The 25,446-nt window shown below is 33.6% G+C and carries 25 protein-coding genes and 2 riboswitches; of the genes, 10 read left to right on the forward strand and 15 right to left on the reverse strand.

Annotated features, from left to right (window positions below; genetic code table 11):
* Positions 1-95 precede the first annotated feature (95 nt).
* A complete protein-coding gene (locus BFA01S_RS03305) occupies positions 96-1,595 on the forward strand; it encodes an ATP-binding protein (protein ID WP_066225713.1) in 1,500 nt (499 codons plus the stop codon).
* Positions 1,596-1,692: 97 nt separating this feature from the next.
* Here the strand turns inward: BFA01S_RS03305 and BFA01S_RS03310 are convergent, their stop codons facing one another.
* The 3 genes from BFA01S_RS03310 to BFA01S_RS03320 all read right to left on the reverse strand — a co-directional run bounded on the left by BFA01S_RS03310 (position 1,693) and on the right by BFA01S_RS03320 (position 3,630).
* Entirely contained in the window at positions 1,693-2,640 is a 948-nt protein-coding gene (locus BFA01S_RS03310) for an aldo/keto reductase family protein (RefSeq protein ID WP_066225714.1), read from the reverse strand.
* A 160-nt stretch (positions 2,641-2,800) separates the two neighbouring features.
* On the reverse strand, positions 2,801-3,256 hold the full coding sequence (locus tag BFA01S_RS03315) for a hypothetical protein (RefSeq protein ID WP_066225715.1): 456 nt from the start codon (positions 3,254-3,256) through the stop codon (positions 2,801-2,803).
* A 119-nt stretch (positions 3,257-3,375) separates the two neighbouring features.
* Positions 3,376-3,630, reverse strand: coding sequence for an aspartyl-phosphate phosphatase Spo0E family protein (locus BFA01S_RS03320; protein ID WP_066225717.1), 255 nt, complete (start codon positions 3,628-3,630; stop codon positions 3,376-3,378).
* Positions 3,631-4,062: 432 nt separating this feature from the next.
* Between BFA01S_RS03320 and BFA01S_RS03325 the strand changes: the two genes are divergently transcribed.
* Both BFA01S_RS03325 and BFA01S_RS03330 read left to right on the forward strand, forming a co-directional pair.
* On the forward strand, positions 4,063-4,458 hold the full coding sequence (locus BFA01S_RS03325; RefSeq protein WP_066225719.1) for a YkvA family protein: 396 nt from the start codon (positions 4,063-4,065) through the stop codon (positions 4,456-4,458).
* Between the two features lie 65 nt (positions 4,459-4,523).
* The gene (locus tag BFA01S_RS03330) at positions 4,524-5,291 is read left to right on the forward strand and encodes a divergent polysaccharide deacetylase family protein (protein WP_066225721.1); all 768 of its coding nucleotides are present in this window, start codon (positions 4,524-4,526) and stop codon (positions 5,289-5,291) included.
* A gap of 274 nt (positions 5,292-5,565) precedes the next feature.
* Here the strand turns inward: BFA01S_RS03330 and BFA01S_RS03335 are convergent, their stop codons facing one another.
* Positions 5,566-6,063, reverse strand: a complete 498-nt coding sequence (locus BFA01S_RS03335; RefSeq protein ID WP_066225722.1) for a methylated-DNA--[protein]-cysteine S-methyltransferase — start codon at positions 6,061-6,063, stop codon at positions 5,566-5,568.
* A gap of 9 nt (positions 6,064-6,072) precedes the next feature.
* Complete coding sequence (locus BFA01S_RS03340) at positions 6,073-8,253, reverse strand: PAS domain S-box protein (RefSeq protein ID WP_066225725.1); 2,181 nt, start codon at positions 8,251-8,253, stop codon at positions 6,073-6,075.
* Positions 8,254-8,498: 245 nt separating this feature from the next.
* Here BFA01S_RS03340 and BFA01S_RS03345 point away from each other — a divergent pair, with 245 nt between their 5' ends.
* Complete coding sequence (locus BFA01S_RS03345; RefSeq protein WP_066225727.1) at positions 8,499-10,265, forward strand: B12-binding domain-containing radical SAM protein; 1,767 nt, start codon at positions 8,499-8,501, stop codon at positions 10,263-10,265.
* A 29-nt stretch (positions 10,266-10,294) separates the two neighbouring features.
* Here the strand turns inward: BFA01S_RS03345 and BFA01S_RS22725 are convergent, their stop codons facing one another.
* The 4 genes from BFA01S_RS22725 to BFA01S_RS03355 all read right to left on the reverse strand — a co-directional run bounded on the left by BFA01S_RS22725 (position 10,295) and on the right by BFA01S_RS03355 (position 14,159).
* Positions 10,295-10,456, reverse strand: a complete 162-nt coding sequence (locus BFA01S_RS22725) for a hypothetical protein (RefSeq protein WP_169800426.1) — start codon at positions 10,454-10,456, stop codon at positions 10,295-10,297.
* 2 nt (positions 10,457-10,458) lie between these two features.
* Positions 10,459-10,611 carry a hypothetical protein gene (locus tag BFA01S_RS22730; RefSeq protein ID WP_169800427.1) on the reverse strand — a complete coding sequence of 51 codons (153 nt, stop codon included), beginning with the start codon at positions 10,609-10,611 and terminating at the stop codon, positions 10,459-10,461.
* 93 nt (positions 10,612-10,704) lie between these two features.
* Positions 10,705-12,726, reverse strand: a complete 2,022-nt coding sequence (locus BFA01S_RS03350; RefSeq protein WP_066225729.1) for a penicillin-binding transpeptidase domain-containing protein — start codon at positions 12,724-12,726, stop codon at positions 10,705-10,707.
* Between the two features lie 77 nt (positions 12,727-12,803).
* Positions 12,804-14,159, reverse strand: a complete 1,356-nt coding sequence (locus BFA01S_RS03355; RefSeq protein WP_066225731.1) for a TrkH family potassium uptake protein — start codon at positions 14,157-14,159, stop codon at positions 12,804-12,806.
* A 148-nt stretch (positions 14,160-14,307) separates the two neighbouring features.
* Here BFA01S_RS03355 and BFA01S_RS03360 point away from each other — a divergent pair, with 148 nt between their 5' ends.
* Together BFA01S_RS03360 and BFA01S_RS03365 are read left to right on the forward strand one after the other, a co-directional pair.
* Positions 14,308-15,006: a DUF1836 domain-containing protein gene (locus tag BFA01S_RS03360; RefSeq protein WP_066225732.1), complete on the forward strand. Its 699-nt coding sequence runs from the start codon at positions 14,308-14,310 to the stop codon at positions 15,004-15,006.
* Between the two features lie 179 nt (positions 15,007-15,185).
* Positions 15,186-15,383, forward strand: a complete 198-nt coding sequence (locus BFA01S_RS03365) for an alpha/beta-type small acid-soluble spore protein (RefSeq protein ID WP_066225734.1) — start codon at positions 15,186-15,188, stop codon at positions 15,381-15,383.
* A 67-nt stretch (positions 15,384-15,450) separates the two neighbouring features.
* Here the strand turns inward: BFA01S_RS03365 and BFA01S_RS03370 are convergent, their stop codons facing one another.
* The 3 genes from BFA01S_RS03370 to BFA01S_RS03380 all read right to left on the reverse strand — a co-directional run bounded on the left by BFA01S_RS03370 (position 15,451) and on the right by BFA01S_RS03380 (position 18,868).
* A complete protein-coding gene (locus BFA01S_RS03370) occupies positions 15,451-16,680 on the reverse strand; it encodes an anti-sigma factor domain-containing protein (protein ID WP_066225736.1) in 1,230 nt (409 codons plus the stop codon).
* Positions 16,677-17,432 (reverse strand): RNA polymerase sigma factor SigI, encoded by a 756-nt coding sequence (sigI, locus tag BFA01S_RS03375; RefSeq protein ID WP_066225738.1) that lies wholly within the window; start codon positions 17,430-17,432, stop codon positions 16,677-16,679. Before sigI ends, BFA01S_RS03370 begins: the two co-directional genes overlap by 4 nt.
* 644 nt (positions 17,433-18,076) lie before the next feature.
* Positions 18,077-18,868, reverse strand: a complete 792-nt coding sequence (locus BFA01S_RS03380; protein WP_066225740.1) for a TerC family protein — start codon at positions 18,866-18,868, stop codon at positions 18,077-18,079.
* A 115-nt stretch (positions 18,869-18,983) separates the two neighbouring features.
* A riboswitch (yybP-ykoY riboswitch) is annotated at positions 18,984-19,154 on the reverse strand.
* A gap of 271 nt (positions 19,155-19,425) precedes the next feature.
* On the opposite strand from BFA01S_RS03380, the gene BFA01S_RS03385 reads away from it, so the two are divergent.
* Positions 19,426-20,187, forward strand: a complete 762-nt coding sequence (locus tag BFA01S_RS03385) for an undecaprenyl-diphosphate phosphatase (protein WP_066225742.1) — start codon at positions 19,426-19,428, stop codon at positions 20,185-20,187.
* Between the two features lie 29 nt (positions 20,188-20,216).
* Here the strand turns inward: BFA01S_RS03385 and BFA01S_RS03390 are convergent, their stop codons facing one another.
* The 3 genes from BFA01S_RS03390 to BFA01S_RS03400 all read right to left on the reverse strand — a co-directional run bounded on the left by BFA01S_RS03390 (position 20,217) and on the right by BFA01S_RS03400 (position 21,728).
* Positions 20,217-20,738 carry a D-glycero-alpha-D-manno-heptose-1,7-bisphosphate 7-phosphatase gene (locus BFA01S_RS03390; protein ID WP_066225744.1) on the reverse strand — a complete coding sequence of 174 codons (522 nt, stop codon included), beginning with the start codon at positions 20,736-20,738 and terminating at the stop codon, positions 20,217-20,219.
* A gap of 118 nt (positions 20,739-20,856) precedes the next feature.
* Complete coding sequence (locus BFA01S_RS03395) at positions 20,857-21,315, reverse strand: MarR family winged helix-turn-helix transcriptional regulator (protein WP_066225746.1); 459 nt, start codon at positions 21,313-21,315, stop codon at positions 20,857-20,859.
* Positions 21,316-21,542: 227 nt separating this feature from the next.
* Positions 21,543-21,728, reverse strand: coding sequence for a stress protein (locus tag BFA01S_RS03400; RefSeq protein WP_412758821.1), 186 nt, complete (start codon positions 21,726-21,728; stop codon positions 21,543-21,545).
* A 231-nt stretch (positions 21,729-21,959) separates the two neighbouring features.
* Here BFA01S_RS03400 and BFA01S_RS03405 point away from each other — a divergent pair, with 231 nt between their 5' ends.
* The 3 genes from BFA01S_RS03405 (at position 21,960) to BFA01S_RS03415 (ending at position 25,373) form a co-directional block, all read left to right on the forward strand.
* Entirely contained in the window at positions 21,960-22,205 is a 246-nt protein-coding gene (locus BFA01S_RS03405; RefSeq protein ID WP_066225750.1) for a hypothetical protein, read from the forward strand.
* A gap of 108 nt (positions 22,206-22,313) precedes the next feature.
* A riboswitch (TPP riboswitch) is annotated at positions 22,314-22,428 on the forward strand.
* A gap of 135 nt (positions 22,429-22,563) precedes the next feature.
* Complete coding sequence (gene thiC / locus BFA01S_RS03410) at positions 22,564-24,321, forward strand: phosphomethylpyrimidine synthase ThiC (RefSeq protein WP_066225752.1); 1,758 nt, start codon at positions 22,564-22,566, stop codon at positions 24,319-24,321.
* A gap of 113 nt (positions 24,322-24,434) precedes the next feature.
* A complete protein-coding gene (locus BFA01S_RS03415) occupies positions 24,435-25,373 on the forward strand; it encodes a processed acidic surface protein (RefSeq protein WP_066225754.1) in 939 nt (312 codons plus the stop codon).
* Positions 25,374-25,446 lie beyond the last annotated feature (73 nt).

Consider the following 25,446-nt stretch of genomic DNA (forward strand, 5'->3'; position numbering starts at 1 on the left):
TATAAGAAGATTGGATTATTTTTTTCGAATTTAATGATATAATATACAAATAGTTTGCAAGCAATTATATTGAAGATGAATGGGAGCTTTTAAGAATGACATTTATTTTTTCTAAATTTAAAACGATCTCTCTTTATTTAGCTATCGTCGTTATACCTTCCATTATTATTTCTTTCTTCCTTTATGAACAAAAAACAGATTCAATTAATAAAGACAACTTTCGGGAAACAGAACGTATTTTATACATTCATCGAAATCAAATTGATCATTTATTCAGAGAAACAATTGCTAGGCTCGAAACGATGGCAATTGTTTTAAATGATGAAACAGATAAAAAAGAAGTAGAGTCGATACTAAAAAAAACCTATGAAATTGATCCCCGTTTTTCCGTTTTATTTTATGTCGATAAAAACGGAGATATTGAATCAAGTACAAAAGTAGTTAACAATAATATTTCCATACGGAATAGTTCATTTTATCAGACTGTCATGTCAACTAAAAAAACAGTTGTCTCTGATGCATACTTCAGTAATATTACTAATAGTCAAATCGTCACTATTTGCAGCCCTATTCTTGATAGAAATAAAGAAGTTTCAAAACTTCTTGTTGCAGCAATTGAAGTAGATTATTTAAAAAATATTATGAATGTATTAAGCTTTGATCAAAAAATTCTTGTTGTAAATAATAAAGACGATCTAGTATTTGAAACGAATCATAAGAAACAGACTGATATGCCTCCTGTTAACATCCATCTTAATCAGATTAACTGGGTGTTAAAAGCGACGCCGGATAAGGTAGATTTTAATGATATGCTCTTTAGCGTCTTCCTTTATTTCTTTATATCAGCTGCTGTTTTATCAATTATTTTCCTACTCATCCAATACACACTTCTAAGAAGAAAGGCATCATATGAAAGACAGCAAAATGAAGCACAAAAATTGGAACTGGTAGGGACACTTGCGGCAAGCAGCGCACATGAGATCAGAAATCCGCTCACTGGCATTAAAGGATTTATCCAATTATTAAAAGAAAAATACCGAGACGAAGAAGATCAGCTATATTTTTCAGTCATTAATAAAGAAATTGATCGAATTAACGAAATCGTTAGTGAATTCCTCGTGTTAGGAAAGCCAACTGCACATCATCATGTCGCACATGATATTCGATCAATTGTTACAGAGCTTTTACCAATCATACAATCTGAAGCGAATCAAAACAATGTTGAACTAGAATTAATCCGTGAGCAGGATGTACCTTTAACTGTTGTATGTACAAAAAATCATATTAAACAAATTTTATTAAATTTAATGAAAAATTCATTGGAATCAATGGAAAATGGTGGTACTCTCACGATAACATTAAAGAAGCAGCAGTCGAAAGTACTGATTGAAGTGGGAGATACTGGAAAAGGGATATCTAAGGAAGGACTGGCGAAAATATTCAAGCCTTTCTTTACATCGAAAGATACAGGTACAGGACTCGGTCTGGTCGTTTGTAAACAGATTGTTTCTATGTATAAAGGAGATATCAAAATTGATAGTACAGTAAATGTAGGAACGACGGTAACAATTATTTTTCCTTTAGCGGAAAATTAAATCTAGTTATTTCAAATTTAAATAAGCTTATTCATTAAAAAATCTCCTATCATTTTCATAGGAGATTTTTTACTTGAATCTATGTCTTTTTGATTTATTAAATAGCGGTTATTTCTTCAATTTTCTGTAATGTTTCAAAATTTAATACAACATTTGAAGCTTGAGCATTTTCTATAATTTGACTAGGTTCAGAAGCACCGACAAGTGTACTTGCTACATTCGGCTGCCTTAAAATCCATGCGAGCGCCAGCTGTGCTAATGTAATATCATACTCTTTAGCAATATCATCAAGAAGATCAATTTTCCGATTGAAGATATCATTAATTACTTTTTTCATCCAGGAGCTTTCCCCTGATTGATATGCACGGCTTCCCTTTGGAATTTCCCCTCTTCGATATTTTCCTGTAAGTACACCTTGGGCGAGCGGAGACCAGACAACTTGTGATACACCTATTCGCTCACACATCGGTAATATTTCTTCTTCAATATCCCTATGGAATAAATTATATTGCGGCTGGTTCACAATAATCCGGTCGAGTAAATAGCGGTCCGCAATCGTAAATGCCTCTTGTATTTGTGCCGCTGTCCATTCACTCACTCCGACATATAAAATCTTTCCTTGACGAATTAAATCATCAATCGCTCTTAATGTTTCTTCAAGCGGTGTTTCCACATCATAGCGATGACAATAAAATATATCTACATAATCGAGCTCCATCCTTTTTAAACTTGAATGAACTTGGTCCATAATATGCTTCCTTGAAAGACCCCGGTCATTCGGTCCGTCCCCCATTGGCCAAAATGCCTTTGTTGTCATAACATATGATTCTCTTGGAAAAGCTTTTAATGCTCGTGACATCACAATTTCCGCCTGTCCCCGTTCATAGACATTTGCACTATCAAAGAAATTAATTCCGACTTCATATGCCTGATGGATAATATCAGTTGCCTTTTGTTCACAAACTGATTTCCCGAATGTCAGCCAGCTTCCTAAGCTAATCTCACTAACCTTTAACCCCGATCTTCCTAGTCGCCTATAGTTCATTTCATTTCCCCCTTGAAATCTTGTTGAAGTCTTATTTTCTATCTCGAATAACAGGTAAGAAACTTAAATTTCATAGATGGAATATTACTCTAAACTTATCAAAAATTCCTAAACACGTAAAGGACAAGTGGAAGTTTTCCTTCGACCTGTCCCGACATTTTCAAACATCATGATGTCTAGAAGCTCTCGTTGTTCTAGACTTCTTTTTCCCTTTATTTTTAATTCCTTTTTTATGAAACAGCTTTTTCATAAAAAACATGATTAATTTAACTGCTGCATACATACCAAAAAGGACGAGAAACCCCCATAACCCTTGAACAGCATCTTGAAACTCCATATGACCACGATTAGTTACCTTCTGCTGAATTTCAATAGCAAAAACGATAACAATCAATACTGTAAATGTATAAATAAAAGATATAACAGTAATACTCCACCTCGAAACAAGTCGAAAGATTATATGTGTTGCGAAAAAGAAAATTATACCAAATATACCCAAAACCCAAAAATGCATCTCTTTATCCGTCATATTTATTCCCAATAAACCGAATGCACTAATAAATAAATCATGGAATTCATTCATAAACTCAACGATCATTAAAATAACTTCTTTCATACGCTCCCCCGGTCTATCTATTTTTTAAAAAAATAAGCTCCATTATAATAAAAAGCATTCTTTGCTTTCCATTATAATGGAGCCATTCAAAAGATCAATTAAAAGATGCTTATTATTTTTTAGCCGTTTGCTGAACAGGCATCCCTAGGAGTCAATGATTTTTTATTTGCTATATAAAAGTCCTGAATAGGATGATTTGATTCGTTTTCTTGAATCGAAAGCCTTTGATAAATATTTAGAAGCTCGTCCAAATCCTGGCTAACCTTTAAGACAGCCTCACTTGTAAAGCTTTCCTTTTCAGCCGTTTTTATCATTTCTTCTCGTTTGTTATTTATCGACATTAGAAGTTCAGCTCTTAGTAGTTCTTGTTTCACCGACCTTCCCTCCCTTTCAAACGATGCTTATTTCGCAATGTACATACGGTCAAATTCCATCCTAGCTTTCAAGAAATTGTGATTGGAACAGATAGACCACTTTTAAAGGAGAGTGCTTAATGCTAAAAAATACCACTATGTCCTAACTCTATTTTATTCCAGTTATTCACAAAGTGCAATACTTAATTAACGAGCTTAAGCTTCATCCCTTTTTCTTAAACAATAATGATATACTCGTGCATTATTACAGATTGTACTAAATTTGTAAACAGGTTCGCAAAATTAGACAATATTCTCGGCGTAAAACATGATAAAATCTTATCATTAATGGCAAATATGTAAATTTTATTCGCCTTAAACTATGTATTTCCTTAATCGAGTTGGTTTAAACTTGTAATAATTAATATTTTTGTAAATTGGAGATGTTTCTATATGCTGCACCATCTGCTTAAACGATATAAAAACCAAGCAAATCCTTATTTAAATGATAAAAAAGAGACAGAACAATTGCTTACAAGAGCAACTAAAAAGGCAGTAAAAAACAAATCCTCACTTCTGCAAGTATGGGGTAATTTGCAGCTTTTATTTGAAGCATTAAGATCATGGAAATCTGGTGCATATCCGCATTTTCCAAAAGCATCACTTATTATGATAGTTGCAGCAATCATTTATTTTGTTTCTCCTATCGATTTAATTCCAGATTTCTTATTAGGACTAGGAATTTTAGACGACGCAGCAATTATTGCTTTCGTCGCAAAACAGCTCACAAAAGATTTGGAAAAATTTGAAAAATGGAAAGATAAATATGAAGGAAAAGAAGTAACATAACATGTTTCACTTTCTTCTGGGTAAATTAAAAGCATAGGAATAATTACACAGAGGAGCAGATACAGATGATTAAAAAAATAATTATTTTATTTTTTATGTCTATATTAATCACACCTTCCAACTGTTTTGCTGAAAGTAATAAACATGTTGCAATCGTTATCGATGACTTTGGAAATGGGATGAAAGGAACAAATGAAATTCTCTCTTTACCAATTCCTCTAACTGTCGCTGTCATGCCTTTTCTATCAACAACTCAGCGGGACGCAGAGCTCGCATACGAAAAAGGACACGAGGTAATTGTTCATTTACCTATGGAGCCGGAAAATGGGAAGAAGAGCTGGCTCGGACCCGGAGCTATTACAGAAGATCTCTCTGAACAGGAAATAAGAAAACGGGTTAATGAAGCAATTGATGCGGTTCCACATGCTGTTGGTATGAACAATCATATGGGATCAAAAATAACTTCAAATAAAAGAATTATGCAAATTATTTTAGAAGAATGCCAAAAACGCGGACTTTATTACCTAGATAGCAAAACGAGTAGTAAAAGTGTTGTACCGATGCTTGCAGAACAATTAGGCTTGCCTTATTTAGAAAATCAGCTTTTTTTTGATGAACAATATACGACAAGCCATATTATTAAACAGGCTAATTTATTAGTGAAAAAATTGGAATCTACACCGCAAATGATAGCAATTGGACATGTTGGTATTGCTGGTGAAAAAACAGCTATAGTATTAAAAGAATATGTACCAATTGTAAAAGAAAAAGCAAAGCCCGTTACACTTTCTGATTTGCTCATTATAAACAGGAACATAATAGATATTCAATAAAATAAGCGGGACTGTTTAGTATTTAAGTATGATTCTCTAAAAACAGTCTCGCATTTTCCTATTTCATCCATTTTTTCTCGAAATAATATTTTGCTTTTGTTCTTCAGTAAGTAAATTTAATTTACTTAATAGTGATGTATAGAATACTATTTTATTTTGCTTATTACACATCTTTCTCCCTCTTTTCTTTCCCTTACGCAATTTTATTTCCTGTAGTAAATAGTATGTCGTTATTCCATATATTGCGACAAGCATTTACCTACTGAAAAAAAATTTATTCACTATTTTTATATGGAATCTGTTCAATATCTAATAATTTTGCTTTTATATTTATTTGTTTTCCAGCATAGCCCGTTAGTTTCTCATTTTTCCCAATAACACGGTGGCATGGAATAAAGACTGGCAGCTGATTGGCTTTATTTGCTTGTCCAACAGCACGGACAGCTTTTGGATTATCGATCTTTATTGCAATATCTAAATACGTACGAGATTCGCCATATGGGATTTCTGCCAATGCACGCCATACCTTTTCCTGAAAGGCTGTACCAGCTTGTGAAAAAGGTAAATCAAATATTGAACGCTCGCCTTGGAAATATTGCTGCAGCTGGACAGCTGCTTTTTCTAAAATCAAGCATTGGGAGCAGGAAACTATTTTATTTTCCTCTTTAAATATATCAAAATCGGATTGTGCTAAAAATAAATGTGTAATATTCTCATTATCAGCAACAATCGTTAATAAACCAATTTCTGTATTTATTTGCTTATAATACATTTTCATCCCTCATAAATGTTTATTAATCGGTAATATAAGATGGAATATCGTTCCCTCTCCCTCCACACTTTCCACTTTTATTTTTCCAAAATGCTCTTCAATAATTTTATAGCTAACCATTAACCCTAAACCAGTGCCTCGTTCTTTTGTCGTATAAAAGGGTTCACCAAGCCTTTTTAATTTATCAGCCGGAATCCCAAACCCTTCATCCGCGATAGAAACGATAATTTCTTCTGAATTCTTTTTCTTTATATCAATCGTAACATTTCCGCCTTTTGGCATAACTTCAATTGCATTTTTTAAAATATTAATGAATACTTGTTTCAATTGATTTGGTTCACAATAAATAGCCGGCAGATTATTATCATAATATAGATCCAGCCGTACATTTAATAAATTTGCCTGGGCATTTAATAAATCAATCGTATTCTTCATTATTTCACATATATCTTTTTGTAAAAATTTAGTTGCCTGAGGTTTTGCTAAAACGAGAAATTCAGTAATGATGGATTCAATTCTATTTAATTCTGATGTAATAATACCGAAATATGTAGAGAAATCTTCTTTTACACTAGCTTCTAAAAGCTGTATAAATCCTTTTAATGAAGTCATCGGATTTCTTATTTCATGAGCAATACCCGCTGCTAATTCTCCAACAACGTGTAAAGTATCAGACTTTCTTAATTGTTCCTTTAATTGTTTTCTTTCTGTAATATCCCGAAAAGTTGCTAAATTCATGTTTTCAGTAATATTCCGTTTTAAACAAAACTCAATTATCTTTTCTCTTCCTTCGAGTTTAAAGACAAGTTCCCCTGCTGCTTTATCAATCTCCTCAAAATTATCAAGGCTGCTGCTTCCCTTCTCCCTTTTATGTATAATATCCTCAAATAAATTAGAAGAACTTATTTTGTCATATGGAATATTAAAAATTTCCCCTGCAATTGGATTTGCATCTAATATATTATAATCATTATCGAATAAAATAATGGCATGCATGGAAGCATTAAATACTTTTCGGAACTTCTCTTCGCTCTTTCGTAAATCTTGTTCCATCTTCTTCCGGTCACTTACATTTCTCAAAATAGCTAAATGATGTCCTTCCACTGCATCAAATTTCGCGGTGAATTCCAGTGATTTATACTCACCGTTTGGCATATAAAAAAGCAGTTCACTGCGGATTGATCCTTTTTTCCTATATTCCATTTTTACGCGCTCATAGTTTTCATCCTTCTTAGCAATGAAATCTGTAAATTTAGATTCTATCAATTTTTCCAGCGGAATTTCAAATGTCCGTGAAGCTGAGTTATTAGCTTGAATAATTCTTCCTCTTTTATCCATAATCATAATAGCATCAACAGCATTCTCATAAATTTCTCTAAATCTCTCTTCACTTTTATAAAGCTTTCTTTCAATTAATCTCTTATCAGTAACATCTCTCATAATAGCCATATAAAGACCACTGAAAATATTTGATGTAATCGTATATTCAAATATTTTTTTTTTCCCGCTTTTTAATACGATTGGTAGTTCTCCATGTACTTTGCTATGCTCATTTAACCGATCCCATAAAGATAGAAGCTCGGATTTATGTTCTTTTTTTACAAAATCAGCAAGCACTAATTTCTGTAATTCTTCTTCCTGAACTTCAAAGTTCACTAGGAAGGAGCGATTTACTTCAATCAAGCGGCCTTTTAAATCAAAAATAACGATACAATCCACTGCTTGATGAAATAAATCTTTCACTGTCCTCTCATTAATCGCATTTTCTCTTTCTAATTTTTTTGTTTCAGATATATCTCTCATAATAATAAGAAACGATGTGCTAAAATCATTCTTCCGAACAGCATATTCAATAAATTTAAGTTGTCCATTGTCAAGCCTTATGAGTAATTCATCTGAGCAGCATTCCTTTTTCTCTTTTATGTGGTTTTCTACCTTTTTTAGACCATCTTCCGGAAATAAAGAAAGAAATTCTTTTAAACTCCTTGTTTTTAACTTCTCTTCTCTCAATTGAAACATTTTACACGCAGCACTGTTAACTGACATAAAGTTCATTTTTTCATCAAGTATCATAATGGCGTCAAGTGTACATTCAAAAATAAGCTGCTGATTTTCTAATTCTCTTAATAATCTTTCATTTTCTAGCCTTAATTGCCTATTTATTTCATTTTCACTTATTGCTTGTCTCATAAGACACGCCCCCTATGTTACTGAACCTTTTCAGCAAAAAATGATTGACCTTCTCCTTTCACTCTCCTCCATTTTTCCAAAATTGAATTTCTACTCAAAATATACCAAATGACATTTGTAATTTAATTACAATTAAGTTACAACTTCATTACAAAAAGGATAAATCTTCTTTTTCTCTCCTTTTTATTTTTACTTTAAACTATGGTAAAATAAGAAGTTAATAAAATGAGAAGAAGTGGTGTAATATGAATATTATTTTATCTACTTTAAATGCAAAATACATTCATACAAGCTTATCTATTCGTTATTTGAAAGCATATGCACAGCCAGAGTATAATGTACAGCTCGCTGAATATACAATTAATGATCCAGCGATGAATATCGTCACTGACCTATTTCAAAAAAATCCTGATGTTATTGGGTTTAGCTGTTATATTTGGAATATTGAAGAGACGATCAAAGTAATTAAGATGCTTAAAAAAATTAACCCATCCTTAATTATCTTGCTGGGCGGACCTGAGGTAACATATGATACGCGAGAATGGATGGAAAAAATCCCTGAAGTTGATTTTATTTTCATCGGTGAAGGTGAACAGTCATTTAAGCAGTTTTTAGATGAAATCCATGGGAAGCAGCAATTTGAAAATGTGAGCGGAGTTGCCTATCGGAAAGATGGAAAGATTGCCTTTAACCCGCAAAGTGGTAAGTTAGACTTAAAATCAATTCCATCCCCCTTTCGTTTCGAAGAAGATTTACCATACTTATCCAAGCGTATCACATATATTGAGACAAGTCGAGGATGTCCTTTCAGCTGTCAATTTTGTTTATCTTCTATCGAAGTAGGTGTCCGCTATTTCGATCGTGAAAAAACAAAAGATGATATACGCTTCTTAATGAAAAATGGAGCAAAAACGATTAAATTCGTTGACCGGACTTTTAATATTAGCCGCAGCTACGCGATGGAAATGTTCCAGTTCTTAATTGATGAGCATGTTCCTGGAACTGTTTTTCAGTTTGAAATCACCGGAGATATTATGCGTCCTGAAGTAATCGAGTTTTTAAATAATAATGCTCCAAAAGGACTGTTCCGTTTCGAAATCGGTGTCCAGTCAACGAATGATGCAACAAACGAGCTAGTAATGAGAAGACAAAACTTCAGTAAACTGAAAAGAACAGTTACCATGGTGAAAGAAGGCAATAAAATCGATCAGCATCTGGACTTAATTGCAGGTCTTCCAGAAGAGGATTATAATTCATTCAGAAAGACATTTAATGATGTATTTGAAATGCGTCCTGAAGAATTGCAGCTCGGATTCTTAAAAATGCTGCGCGGAACCGGCTTAAGACTTCGCGCGAGTGATCATGATTATGTATATATGGATCATTCTCCTTATGAAATATTAAAAAATAATGTTCTGCCGTTTGAGGATATCGTGAAAATTAAACAGGTAGAAGATGTTTTAGAGAAATATTGGAATGATCACCGTATGGATGAAACAGTAGAATATTTAGTTCAACATGTGTTTCCTTCTCCTTTTGATTTCTTCCAACAATTTGGAACATTCTGGGATGATAGAGGCTGGAGCAGAATCGGTCATCAGCTGGAGGATTTATATAGACGACTTTATGAATTTTTGGAAGAGTCATATGAAGAGGAGCTTACAATTGCAAGAAGCTTTATGAAATATGATTATTTACGCAACCAGAAACATAAACCAAGAAAGCCTTGGTGGTCAGATTTATTATCTAAGGAAGAACGTTCAGCCCTTTACCGTAAGATTTTAGAAAAGCCGGAGAGGCTGGGGACAAAGTTTTCTGAAAAGCAATTTACAGAGAAGGACTTATTTAAACATACTGTCATTGAAGTTCTCCCGTTTAATATAAAGCATTATGAAGAAACAGGTGAAATTATAAAAGACGATTCTTTACTGCTTGTTCATTATGAACCGAATGAAGGAAAAACAACCGTCTTTACTTCTCCTATTCGTGAGCTTGAAGTAAAAGTAAGTTAATTTAATTTATAAAAAGTGAGGAAATCCCCTCACTTTTTTTCTTTTTTGTCAGTTTTATCAGCTAAAAGATCATATATCTTAGATGAATTTACGTCACCAAGTTCACTGCCAAATTCCTCTTGTAATAAATCTTTTGAAAAAGGTTTTTTATGGTTTTGCATGTCTTTACTATGCATTTTCTTCTTCGTCATTTTTATCTCCCCTGGCTGCCTTTTTTAGAATTTCGGTTTGCACCTTTCATTGGGTTCTCATTATCATAAGCAGCTGAAAATTCCGTATCCGGCATACTTTCCTTCGGTGTAAAATTATTTTTAATCGCTGCATCTCTTGCAACTCTTCTTTTCATGTTCGTCACCTCTTTTAATTATTCTTATTTAATTTGTTCTATATTATCGAATATATGAATGTCATTTTTTTGAAACAAAAAAATCCTCAAGATTTATTCTTGAGGACTACTTTTCACGTATTGCTCAAATACCTTTTTCACTTTTGGAACGACATAATGACTTCCTCCTCTTGACTTCACATCTTCAATCATCATTGCAGTCAGGAGGTGTCGTTCATTCATATCAGCCGCAACGAACCAGCCGTTTTCTTTTCCCTGCGTATCATCTTTCGATTGCTTTAGTTCTGCTGTTCCTGTTTTTCCTGCAAGCTGGACACCTTCCAATTTTGGTGCATATGCTGTTCCTTCAGGATTTTCAACAACTTGCTTTAAATCATCTAAAATTACTGCTGCAGTCTCAGAAGAAATGATTTTTTCCTTCCAAACGGTCACGTTTGCTTCATCAGTCTTTTCTAAATAAGGTTTTAACATATTTCCCTCGTTTAAAAATGTCGTGTATGCAGCTGCCAAATGAATAGGGCTCATTTGTATTTCACCTTGCCCATAACCTGAATCTGCAAGAAGCTGATCATTACTTAATGCGCTATTTGCAATAGATGACTGTCCTGTTGGAAAAATAAAGTCTATTTTTTCATCGAATCCAAATTGTTTTAAACCTGTACTGAATTTTTCACTTCCAAGCTCTAATGCAAGCTGTGCAAAATAAATATTATCCGAATACATCAGTGCTTTTTGTAAATTCACATCCGATACTTTCGTGGAAACTCTTTTAACAAAATAATTTCCCCAGCTAGCATCTTTTTGCCATGTTGGACCTTCAATCTTCTTCACATCAGAACCTTTTACTGTACCTGTCTCTAAGCCAACAGCACCGACTAAAGGCTTCAATGATGAACCTGGAGAATACAGTTTATTAAATCTTGCCATTAACGGTTTTAAAGGATCTTCAGAAAGTTCGCGATATTTAGACGCCCCCATTCCAAAGATGAACTCGTTCGGATTATAAGCAGGACTGCTCACCATTGCCAGCGTTTCACCGGTAACTGGATTAAGAGCAACAGCTGTTCCTGCATCACCTTTTAACTGCTCATACATATTTTTTTGTAATTGATAGTCAATTGTTAAATAGACTGCTTCACCGTTTCTAGCTTTCTTTTCAGCAATTACTTCATTTGTTCCGCCGACAAAAATTTTATAACCAGTCTCTCCCTTTAAACGGTCTTCAAACACCTGCTCAAGACCAGACTTTCCAACAACGGAATTTGTACTGTATCCTTTATCCTTTAATTTTTCCAGCTGTTCTGCTGTAATACTGCCGATATAGCCAATCAAATGAGCACTAGCTTCTCCGGCTGGATAATATCTTGATGCACTGTCTTTCTTCTGGACAGCTGGAATATCAATAATCTGTTCAAATCTTTCCCTATCGGCTGGATCTATTTTCTTAATTGGAACGAATAACTCAGGTTTAACCCAGCTCTCATTCAGCTTCGCATCAATTTGAGCACGGTCTATTTCCAGTAGAGCCGCTAATTGATTAAGAATCTCATCTTTATCTTCAAGAAGTTTTTGCGGAATAATCCCTATTTCATAAGCAGTACCATTTACCGCAAGTCCTTTATTATTCCGGTCATAAATTTCTCCCCGCAGAGGCTGGTCAGAAGTAACCTTCACTTCATCCCCTTCCTTTAGCTGTGGAAAAATTAAAGAAGGATCCCAATTTATATACCAGTTTTTCTCTCCTTCTTTTTCTTCTTTTTGGAGAGTAACCTCTTTTGTAAATGAAATAGGTCCTGCAACTGTTTCCATACTTAAAGACAATGGCAATGAGACAGTAGCCTTCTCCTTCTCTTTCTCTTCTATTTTCTTCGTTGAGACTTTTAAATTTTTAACAGAAATTGCTTCATATATATTTTTATATCGATCAATAAAGTTCTTTTCACTAACCTTTTCCTGTGTATCAGCTGAGAGCATACGATACATCTCAGAAAAATTTTGTTTATTCCATAAGTTTATATACTCATTAAGACGCTGCTCAGCTGTCGGCTTGTTCGAGCAGGAACTTAATATGATGACAAAACAAAGAAGTGTGAAAATAAAATATAATTTCTTCATCTACCTTCCCCCTTTTTCAATAAATTGTATCATAATAAAAAAGCTGGTACTTTATAATTTGTACCAACTTTTTTAAATCACCCGATAATTACACGTTCTTTTGGATAATGATAATTCGCTTCTTTTTCTTTTGAACCGATTAATAACAAAAGGAAGAAAACACCAATCCTGCCGATAAACATTAAAGCGATAATAAGGCTTTTACCGATTGTACTTAATTCTGGCGTAATACCCATCGAAAGACCTGTCGTTCCAAATGCAGAACAGACTTCAAATAAAATTTCAATAAGGCTGAAATTTTCAGTAATTGATAAAGTAAGAACAGAAATAAAGCATATTAAAAATGCAGTAATCGTAACAGCAACTGATTTTCTTATATCGTCTTCATGAATTTCCCTCTTAAAAATTTTAATCGTCTTATTTCCCTTTGCAAAATGATAAACGAATAAAAGATTCAGCGCAAATGTCGTTGTTCTAATTCCACCTCCGACTGAACTTGGGGAAGCTCCAATAAACATAAGTGCGCATAATAAAAGCAGTGTCGGATCTGACAGGAGGCTAATATCCATCGTTGCAAGACCGCCGCTTCTTGTCGTTGCTGATTGAAAAAGGGAATAGAAGAACACTTCATGCCATTCTTTTCCTTTATAAAATAGATTATTTTCAAAAATTGCGATAAAAATAGTACCAAGAACGATAAGGGCTAAGAAAGTAAGTGTCGTTAGTTTAGCAAAAAGAGAAAAGCGATAATTTCCTCTTTCACTCGCTAAAAATTTTTTCAGCTCAATAAGAACAGGAAAGCCAATTGCACCTAATGCAATTAACAAAATGACAATAAACTGAATAAAATAGTCATTTGCGTAAGGAATCATTGATGCACCTGTTAAATCAAAACCACCGTTAGTCGTTGCACTAATTGATAGGAAAAACCCATTTAAATAAGCTTCCTGCCACGTTTCAAAATATGTTAAAAAATATGTACCTAATACAAGGCCACCAATAAATTCAATAAGCAATATTAAGATAATAATTTGTTTAATTAATTGAACAGCTCCAGATAAGCTTAACTGATTCTGGTCAAGCATGATAAGGCTGCGTTCTTTTAATCCAATTTTTTTACCAACAATTAACCAGACGAATGTGCCAAGAGTCATTACCCCAATACCGCCAAATTGCAATACAAATGCAAGGATGAAAATTCCCTGAGTGCTGAATGTATCGGCTGTGGATACAACTGTTAACCCGGTGACACTTACTGCGCTAACTGCTGTAAATAATGTATCGATGAATGACGGATCAATACCAGGCTTGTGAGCGATCGGCAAACTTAATAGTAGAACAGAAACAGTAACGGCAAATATATAATATGAAACAATGAGCCGCACATGTGTCATATTTCGCAAATATCTTTTCCATATATTCAAAAAACTCATCCTTTATTATTCATTTCACTTTAACCTTTACTATATTAAAAGATAAAGACTGAAAGATAAAGACTTTCTTCCTAATCCATACTAATTATTTGGTATCTTTTTGTATAGTGAACTATAATGTATTGTTAGTACGTAGAAACTGAGGTGGATTATGTTACTTCAATTAACTAGAAAACAAATGGCGAAATTGCTTGTTTCTTTAAAAGGAGACTATTCCAGTCCATTGCAAGTATTAAAAGAAGCAATCGATTTAAATATAGATGAGAAAAATCTCCCTCCTTTTTTAAAAAAATTCGAAAGAAAGCGAAAAATGAATGAAATTGGATTATCAACGAATGAAATTGTCCTTCTCGCCAATTTATGTGAGTTAACATTTTTAAAATCAACATCGGTCCAAAATTGGATTAAACGTGATGTAAAAGAATTAATCGGCCCTCCCGAACTTGGTAAAAAATACTCGATTGAACAAGTTGCCATTCTTCTTATTGTCCGTGATTTAAAAGCAGTTTTTGATTTTGAAACCATTCGAAAAATATTAACAGTTGTCTTTAATACATTATCAGACCGAAGCGATGATTTAATAAGCCCAATTATTTTTTATGAAACATATTCTTCTGTATTAGAAGAAATGGACCCAGTTGGGGATTTTTCCATTTATGGTCAGACACTTGAAGAACAAGTAATGTTGACAATTGACCGCTTTCAACATCGTTTCTGTGCACTCCAAACTTGTGAATGGATAGAAATTAAATATATCCTTACTATTACTGTACTCGCTGTACTTTCCTCTCATATTCAGAGGAAAGCACAACAATTGTTTCAAATAAACTATAATGAACGAGGATAATTAAAAAATTCTTAATATCCATTATATAAATTCATTTTCACCGTAAGACATGGAACTAAACCTGTTTATATATTAATTTCTCGGGAGAGTAATAAGCGTCATACATATTTTTCTAAGTATAAGATAGCAATTAGTTTTAAAAACTAAAGAGGAAATATGATATGAAGGAGTGAATAAGGATGACTAGTAGCAGTAATAAATTGCTTGTTCCTGGTATCGAACAAGCATTGGATCAAATTAAATTTGAAATCGCTCAAGAATTTGGTGTCCAGCTGCATGGGAGTACAGCTTCACGAGCAAATGGATCTGTTGGCGGGGAAATAACAAAACGTTTAGTTACCCAAGCCCAAGCAGAGCTAAATGGAAAATATAAATAAAACATATAAATAAAGGCTGGCTTATAAAATGATCTCATTTTATAAGCCAGCCTCGTTTTCCATTTATTTAATCATCGTCATCGTCATCATCATCGTGATCTTTTTGTTTATAACGTTCCTTTTCCTGCTTTTCTCTTTCCTTTTCTTGCTTCTCTCTGTGTTTTTCTTGTTGCTTCTCAAATTTTTCTCTCTGTTTCTCTCGTTCTTTCGATTCTTTTTCTTTCTGTTTTTCCAGTTTTTTCCTCTGATTCTCTCGTTCCTTCTCTTCCTCTTCCTTCTTCTTGTTCTGTTCTTTTAATTGTTTTTCTCTTAATTTATTTTGTTCCTCTAATTCTTTTTGCCTTTGTTCCTCTAATTCTTTTTGCCTTTGTTTCTTTAATTCTTGTTGTCTTTGTTCCTCTCGTTCCTCATTCCGGTTATTTTCCTTTAAACTCTTTTGAACTTCTTGAAGTTTTGTTTTTGTCTCTTTTTGTAATGAATCTTTCACTTCATTATTATTCTGCTGCTCAATATTTTTTTCTGGTACCTTTATTTCTACTTCAGCTTTATTTTCAACTTCTCTTTTTATTTCCTTATGATCTTCTTTTGCTTTTTTTATTTCTTCTTTTTGCTTATTAGCTGATTGTATTTTTAAATATTTTCCTGTGGATATCCCTTGCTCTAACGCTTTTTCTCGCGTATTAACATCTGTTTCCGCAATATTTACAACCACGTTACTTTTTTCAAAAGAAGATTGAATTTGTTTTACACCTTTTTCAAGCTCGGACTTTTTTTCTTTATCTTCTTCTTTATAAACAGTCGTTAGAAAGATTTCCTTGCCGCTATAAACATATCCCTTTTCCTTTGATTTACTTATAATAATATGTATGACATCCTTAACCGGCTTTTTCTTCCAGTTAGAGATTTCATCCACTATCTTCTCTCCGTCTTTATTAATAGGCTTCAAACTAATCGCTTTAAGATGTTCATCCACTGCAATCTCAAAGCTTGGATTAATATCAACAGTCATATAAGCATATACTCTATCTTCTTTAAAAACTGGTGCTACAGTAAAAAAGATCAAAATAATAGCAAGTGCAGAAATCACACCAAGTTTCATTTTTTGAAAGTTAAAAAAGCTTTCCCGTCTCCCACTCCGGGTTATAGCTTCTTCCCTATCATCCATAGTCGTTAAAAAGGGTATTTCTTCCCCTAATTCGTAATTCGCCGTACCAACTTTTGTCCTTAAAAATTGCCCGTCTGGGGTGAGCAATATAACAAAGTCATCTTGTAACTCAACGACGACCCCTTTTTTCATGAATGAAGCACCCCTTTGATATAATCTTTTAAATAAGTAAAATCACCGCACATAATGATAGACATCGCGATAATATATTTTCTATTTCTCTCAATCGTTTTTCGGCTAACAGAAACTAACTGTTCCAGCTGCTTTACTGGAAGTTGCTTTTTTTGGAAAAGTATTTCCCTTAATTGTTCATTTTCAACAAGAACTTGTGCTACTTTTATCGCATTTTGTCTTGCATCCATATGCTTTGGGGAATATTCAATTAATTCTGCCATCGTTAATCCAAAATCATTTAATCTCTTCTGGTAAAAAATGATTTCTTCTTTCCGATGTTCCTGTTCGATAAGTTTCTTGTATTCATCGATAGATAAATCAGCTTCAACCTTACTTTGAGATATTTCTCCATCTTCATTCTCTTGAAAATCAAAATTTACTGTTTGTCCGTATCTTACTTCTTTTCTTATATAATCAATTACTTTTCTTTTTATAATTAATTCTGCAAAAGCGAGTAAGGAACTTCCCTTATCTCTTGAATACTTTTCAATCGCCTCATTAAAAGCGATTAATCCGATACTGAATTCATCATCTTTTTCACTTATATATCTCTTACAAACAGATGAAACTGCTTTTGCTATAAATGGTTTATACTGTTCGATCAATTCATTTTGTAACTGTAAGTTACCTTGTTGAATTAATAAAACCGTTTCTTCTAATGTTCTTTCTTTCGTTTTCAGTCTAAACAAAAGGCTTAGCACTGATTTCACCTCAGTTCTTCCCAATCCTATCCTGTTAATAATACTAGATTGTCAGGAGTAAGCAAAGGAAGAATGATGGAAATTAGCTGCTGTTACAATTACTACAAATAGGAAAAGAGAGAAAAACAAAACAACTCTTACAATTATGGGTAAAAATTTTTAAAAATAAGTAAAAAGGATTAGGTTTAAAGACTTAGAAAACAAACCTCCTTTGTAATCTTTTTGTAACTCAATAAATATTTTCGTAATGATATTATTATTTTAGGGGATAATTTTAAATAAAAATTAAATTTAATAGCTGAATTAAGTAAATAGACCTTATTTTAACTTTTATTTAGTAATTTATAGGTATATTATTATACATCTAACCATGTATATTTGCTCATTTTTTCATAAAATCATCCTATATATCAGCTCTTTATTCAAAATATTTCTCAAGATTTTAAATTTTATTTGTATAGATATAAGTATGTAGAAAATGTTTCTGATTCCCCCGTTCCCTTCTATGAATAGAAAAAGAGATATTTTTTATACGGAACAATACTTATCTATTCTCCATATGCAGACAATCTTGCAGACCTATATTAACAAAGCTTCGGTCCTTTTCAACAGAAAAAGACTAACCATATAGATTAGTCTTTTTCTTAATACTTTTATTGATTTTCTGCTTTTCCTAATACAACATCATCATCTTCTGCCGGTCCTTCTGATTTCTTAGATAAGAAGAAGCCTCCGACAGCTAATCCAGCAAGTACTACCCAGAAAATAGTTTTCCATAATCCTGAATGAATAAATTCTTCTGGAATAATATGAATATGTGCCAACGTGTACAATCCTAATTTAACTCCAACCCAGCCAACGATTAGAAAAGCTGCTGTTTCCAAGCTCGGTCTTTCGTGAAGCAGCTTTACAAAGAAGTTTGCTGCAACCCTCATAATAATTAATCCCATAATACCACCGAGGAAGATAACAGCAAATTGTCCACCATCTAATCCTCCAACTTGCGGTAAATTTGTCTTCGGTAATGTAAGCGCAAGTGCTACTGCCGCTAAGATAGAGTCAACTGCAAATGCAATATCAACAAGCTCTACTTTTAAAACAGTAACCCAAAAGCCTGATTTCTTTTTCTTGCCATCTTTTTCTTCTTCTTGTTTTCTAAACACATACTTTCTAAATATGTGATTAAGTGCAAGAAATAATAAATAGAGTGCACCAATTGCCTGTACTTGCCATACATTAACAAGAAAGGAAATAATGAATAACGATCCAAATCGTAAAACAAATGCTCCAGCTAATCCGTAAAATAATGCTTTCTTTCTCTGTTCTTCAGGAAGATGCTTTACCATAATTGCCATAACTAGTGCATTATCAGCTGATAAGATCCCTTCAAGTGCGATTAGGACGAGTAAAACCCATCCATATTCGAGTAATAATGATAGTTCCATTTTCTTCCCCCTAATGTAGATTGTATGAAGAATATAGGGTTCTTCATACTTCAGATTTACTTTGATAAACCTTCTTCAATCCATAAATAATCAGCGTTTCTACCTTTTACTGGCTGGGCATTTTTGCAAGACACAAAAAAGACCTTTGCCGATTATTTAGGCAAAGGTCTTGCTAGACATGTTAAAAATCACCGTTCATGCCAACAAAGCCGATGGACGAGTATCCATGAAATGACGACTTTGTTTTCAGGTATAAACCTGAACGCTACTCCCCTTTGAAAAGAAGATTATTAAGTTAATATCATTTTAACTTTTATTCTTTTAATTTGTCAATCCATTTTTTATATTTTTTAGATAAATATATATAGACAAATTTTGTTAGAAGCATACCTTGGATTTATCTATAAATACGGTTTAACTTTCCTGTAAAACTAGGCATTAAATCTCCATAATCATTATTTAAAATGGATTAAGACACTTATAACAGTTCTACAATGCGAAAGCTTATACATATTCATAAGAGAGACAACCTTACTACGAATGGGGGATTTTACGTCATGGATTGGCTTCAAGCGATCATTTTAGGTATTATTCAAGGGTTGACCGAATTTTTGCCAATTAGCAGTACAGGGCATCTTTTTTTAGGACGAAAGCTTTTCGGACTTGAAGAAGCTGGTCTTTTCTTAGATACGATGCTGCATATAGGTACCTTTATTGCACTAATTGTTTTTTACAAAGATATTTTACTAAAATTAATTAAAAACCCTTTTAGCAGGCTCACATTATTATTAATTGTCGGTACCATTCCAGCTGTCATTGCAGGGGTTCTATTCAGTGATTTTTTTGATGAAATTTCAAAAACTGGTGTAACAATCGGTTGGGAATTTCTCATTACCGGACTGGTTCTCTGGTTCGCTGATTCCATCAAAAAGGGTGAGAAAAAAGTAGAGGACCTGACCCTTTTTGATTCATTATTCATCGGCAGTTTTCAGGCATTCGCCATTTTCCCGGCCATATCGCGGTCAGCAATGACAATTGTCGGAGCAATTATCCGAAAGATGGACAAAGAAGCAGCAGCATATTTCTCATTTCTCTTATCAATCCCTGCTATTTTTGGTGGTGTTGTTTTTCAAATGAAGGATATTTATACAGGAAATATACCGCAAATCTCTTTTTTATCAATGTTATGTGCTACTATCGCCTCCGCTATTTTCGGATATATAGCCGTAAAATTTATGATCTCGTTTGTTAAAAAGCGCTCATTAAAAATATTTGCCGTCTATGTTTTCGCACTTGGTCTAGTTGTGCTTTTCATCTAATGAACGGGGATAGTCCTTCATTATCTAATTCATTGGACTGTCCCCAGCCATTTTGCAGCCTCAAACAATGTCTTGAATTCATAATCTGCTACTCCTTCTTCATTTCCTATTAAGATCGTTTTCGTCCCTGCTTTCCTTCCTGCAATAATATCTACATCGCGGTCACCAATCATATAACTTTCACTGAGAGAAATATGATGTTTTTCTGCTAATGACATGATCATTCCCGGTTCCGGCTTACGGCATGAACAGCCTGATTCCGGTTTATGTGCACAATAAATAACATCATCAATTTCCCCGCCAAATTTAGCTATCTCCTTTTTCATTTTCTCATGAACAAGTTTTAACATTTCCTCTTTCATAAACCCAAGCCCAACACCACCTTGATTTGTAACAACGAATATTTTATATCCCATATTTTTCATTAAATTAATCGCTTCTCCGACACCATCAAGCAGATAAAACTGCTTTGGATTGTTTACAAATTTAACTCGCTTCGTTAATACTTCATTAATAACCCCATCACGATCTAAAAATATTGCCTTTTCCATATATCTCTCCTTTTACAGCCGAAAATGGTATGTATTTCACTTACTATGTACTATTCAAAAAATTTTATACCGGATAGGATTAAAAAATAAAAAAGCCTAATCATAATGATCAGACTAATTAGCGAAAAAGTAAATGCTGGCTATGAACACCTGCTTTTTTCAATAACTTCATTAATTCTTCTTGTTCTTCAGCTGTTAATCCTGAGAAAGCCCTAGCGATTCGAACTGCATGAATTGGATAAATTTCGCTCAAATATTGCTGGCCTTTCTCCGTTAATTTTGCATAAACTGACCGCTTATCTTTCGGATCCTGCTCCCGATAAATAAATTCATTTTTCTCTAATTTATCAATAACATATGTTACATTCCCACTTACGAGTAAAAGTCTCGAACCAATTTGCTGAAGCTTTTGCGGGCCTTTTGTAAATAAAAGTTCTAGTACAGCAAACTCTGTTGGATTAAATCCATGCTCCTTGCTATCCCGAATAGAGTGTTCAGATATGCTTTTGAAAGCCCTTGCAAAAGTTTTGAACAAATTTAATGCATTCTGTAATTCTTCCTCTGTATATGACCTCATTCTTCTCGCCCTTTACCACTATAATAATAATCCTTATGTCCCTTATATTTTTAATTTTACTATTATTCTACTAAAATTAGAAGGATTTTCATCAAATGTCTCTAAAATTGTTTTTTTCTTTAAAGGTATAATCAGATAGATAATATTAATTCTATCTGATAGCTAAAGTGGATACTTTTTTAGGGGATTTTCTGCTTCAGAAAGTGGATCATCAGTGAGTAAATAGATTAAATGCTGAAATCACCCATTTTTTTCTGTCTCTTTATTTCTGGGACGTTATGGTAGAAATATTTGTACTCATTTTTCAGTTCTGAGAGAGTCATTTGTTCCATTATTTCTAAATTGTATACCCCAATTGCCAATAGTTTTTGAGAGTAATATTTTCTTTGCTCTTCAAGAGCAATTTTTATCATGCTGCTCAAGATGCATCATCTCCATTAATAATATTTACTCTCTATAATCTACCCTAAAATTGTAAGTAGAAAATTAACAGAATGTAAAGATTTGCTAACCGAATTATTAAAAATTTATGAACAAATAGTGAAAATCTATTTATTTTTATATTTACTAGCATTAGACCAAACATTTTAACTGCCACTACATAAAATATAAAAGATCTTTATAGATTGGAGGTGATGAATTCTATGGTAACAATCCCTAGACAATCCGATGTTATCTTCCTTTATTGGAAAAAAAATCCTTTGCAACCTAACTCACCGAAAAGAATTTTTAAATTCACTATTATCGGTGAGGTGAGACCTTGCACTCATCAAATTTTTAATGGGGCAAAACTTAAACCAGTATTAAAATGTCTATTAAATAACGGCTTCAAAATACAATTTGAACAATCAACAGGTGTAAATGGCTATATTGTGTTAGAAAGAAACTAGAAAAGAGAAAATAAATAGGACTTTTGAATCATTTTATAGTTTTTCAACGAAATAAACTTCCATTTATATCTTTATATGCTATATTAAGACTCGTAAACTAAATATCTCAATTTCTACTAGGGGGGTCCAATAATTTGGACTGAGAATGGAACTGTTTTAAGTTTCTAGACCCTTTGAACCTGATCTGGATGATACCAGCGTAGGGAAGTAGCAACAGACGTAAAGCTTTTTTTTGCTATTAGCTTTTCTGTTCTTACATTCAATCGGGTTCTGTATATATACAGAACCCGTTTTTTATTTTACCCGCTGCTGGTTCTCTATTTGATCAAAATAACGATTAATAGGAGGACTTTACAAAATGCAAATCGATTTCAAAAAACAATTCACAGGAAGCTCAAAAACTTATATTCAAGGTTCACGAGAAGATATTAAAGTACCTGTAAGAGAAATTACTCTTAGCGAAACAAAGCGTGAATCTGGTGATGAATATAATGCACCAGTTGGTGTGTATGATACAAGTGGTCCATATACGGACCCGAACCACCAAGTGGATATTCGCAAAGGGCTACCTAGAGTAAGAGAAAATTGGATCAAAGAAAGAAATGATGTGGAAGAGTACGTAGGCCGTACTATTAAACCGGAGGACGATGGCTATCGTTCAGAAGAAAAACGTAAAAAACTTGAAGTTTTTAACACAGATCATATTCGCCCTCTTCGTGCAAAAGAAGGAAAAATTGTAACACAGCTTCACTATGCTCGAAAAGGCATCATTACTCCTGAGATGGAATTTATCGCAATTCGTGAAAACTTAGACGCAGAATTTGTCCGTTCAGAAATTGCCAGCGGCCGTGCTATTATTCCTGCAAATATTAATCACCCTGAAAGTGAGCCAATGATTATCGGCCGTAACTTCCTTGTGAAAGTAAATGCAAACATCGGAAACTCAGCAGTAACATCTTCTATTGAAGAAGAAGTAGAAAAAATGACATGGGCAACACGCTGGGGCGCAGATAACATAATGGATTTATCAACAGGTAAAGACATACATACAACTCGTGAGTGGATCATCCGTAACTCACCAGTACCAGTTGGAACTGTTCCAATTTATCAAGCATTAGAAAAAGTAAACGGTATTGCAGAAGACTTAACTTGGGAAGTATACCGTGATACATTAATTGAGCAAGCTGAACAAGGTGTTGATTACTTCACCATTCATGCCGGTGTTCTATTACGCTATATCCATTTAACAATTCAACGTACTACTGGTATCGTTTCTCGCGGTGGATCAATTTTAGCTCAATGGTGTCTTGCTCATCATGAAGAGAACTTCCTTTATACACATTTCAGAGAAATCTGTGAAATTTTAAATAAATATGATATTTCTATTTCACTTGGTGACGGTCTTCGTCCTGGATCAATCGCTGATGCGAACGATGAAGCACAATTCGCTGAGCTTGAAACATTAGGTGAATTAACGAAGATTGCTTGGGAATATGATGTTCAAGTAATGATCGAAGGACCTGGTCACGTTCCAATGCACTTAATTAAGGAAAACGTTGATAAAGAAAGAGAAATCTGTCACGACGCACCATTCTATACGCTTGGACCCTTAACGACAGATATCGCACCCGGTTATGACCATATTACATCGGCAATCGGTGCAGCAATGATCGGCTGGTTCGGTACAGCAATGCTTTGTTACGTTACACCGAAAGAGCATTTAGGACTTCCAAATAAAGACGATGTTCGTGAAGGGGTTATCGCATATAAAATTGCAGCACACGCTGCAGACCTTGCAAAAGGACATCCTGGGGCACAAATTCGTGACGATGCATTATCAAAAGCTCGTTTCGAATTCCGCTGGGAAGACCAATTCAACTTATCTCTTGATCCTGAAAGAGCAAGAGAATATCATGATGAAACGTTACCTGCTGAAGGAGCAAAAACTGCTCACTTCTGTTCTATGTGTGGTCCTAAATTCTGTTCTATGAGAATTTCTCATGATATTCGTGAGATCGCTAGACAAAAAGGAACATCAGAGCAAGATGTTATTTTAGAAGGTATGAAAGAAAAATCAGAGGAATTTGTAAGTACAGGTTCTGAGATTTATAAATAATAAGGAAGAGGCTGTCCACTATGGCAGCCTCCTTCTTGTAATTAAACTCCCAAGTATAAATTAAATTTATCAACAAATAATAACTTTATAAGAATTATTTGGGAGTGTTGTAAATGAAGAAATTAATTTGTTCTATATTACTATTACTCATTTTATTTCAGTACGAAGTTTCTGCTGCCCCCTCATCAGTTGAAGTAAATAAATTATTACAAGAGATTGGCTGGACGAATAATGACCTGCAAAGATATCTTGATTTTTATGAAGTAAGTTTAGAGGATTATGCAACAATTGATGATCTTAAAAATGAATTAGGTACCCCAATTACAGAAAGCGGGCTCAATGCTTTATTTTCTGATTATCAAATGAGCCGACAAGATGTTAACGATTTATTCTCAGAATTTGATGATTCTCTTGAAAATTATTTTTTCATCGAAGAAGTGGAAGAAACGATGGATTTTTATTTAAACTATGATGAAAATATGGAAGAATATAATGAATTTCTTTCTATGATTGGTCTTACTGAAGAGGAAATTGAAAGGTTAGTAAACCACTTTACGGCACTTGATGAAGCAACCCTTGAACGAGAGATGGAGGCAATTACCTCAAGATTAGACTCCTTTTTAAATATAGAAGATATAACAGAATTAACACAGGCACAACAGGATGAATTAGTTTCTATTTTACAGGATACGATGAAAGCTTTCCATTTGGAAACAAAGTTTTTCTTAGTCGATAAAAATGGGAAACAAACAGCTATCTCATTCAGCGAATTACTCAATATGAAGGAACCTTACGGAAATGACCTATTAATTCAGTTATATAGTACAGAAGGGAAATTTTTATTAGATGTACTCTTATCTGAAAATATGCTGAACTCTGATTTCCTAATGGAACTTGGTCAAAATGTTGCAAATGCTGATGATTTTACACGTGGGCTGACGAATAAACAAAATAATCGACTCCCCGATACAGCATCTCCTTTTGGCTTATATATAACGGCTGGACTGCTTTTAATTTTATTCGGTACAATTATAAGAAAATGGCGTTACTAAAAGGAGCTGTCCGATAAGTCCCTAATAAGTTTGAAAAGCTGAAAGGCCCCTTCACAAAATCCTTAATTTTACT

Origin of the sequence: Metabacillus fastidiosus NBRC 101226 (assembly GCF_001591625.1) — a bacterium.
Lineage (GTDB): Bacteria > Bacillota > Bacilli > Bacillales > Bacillaceae > Metabacillus > Metabacillus fastidiosus.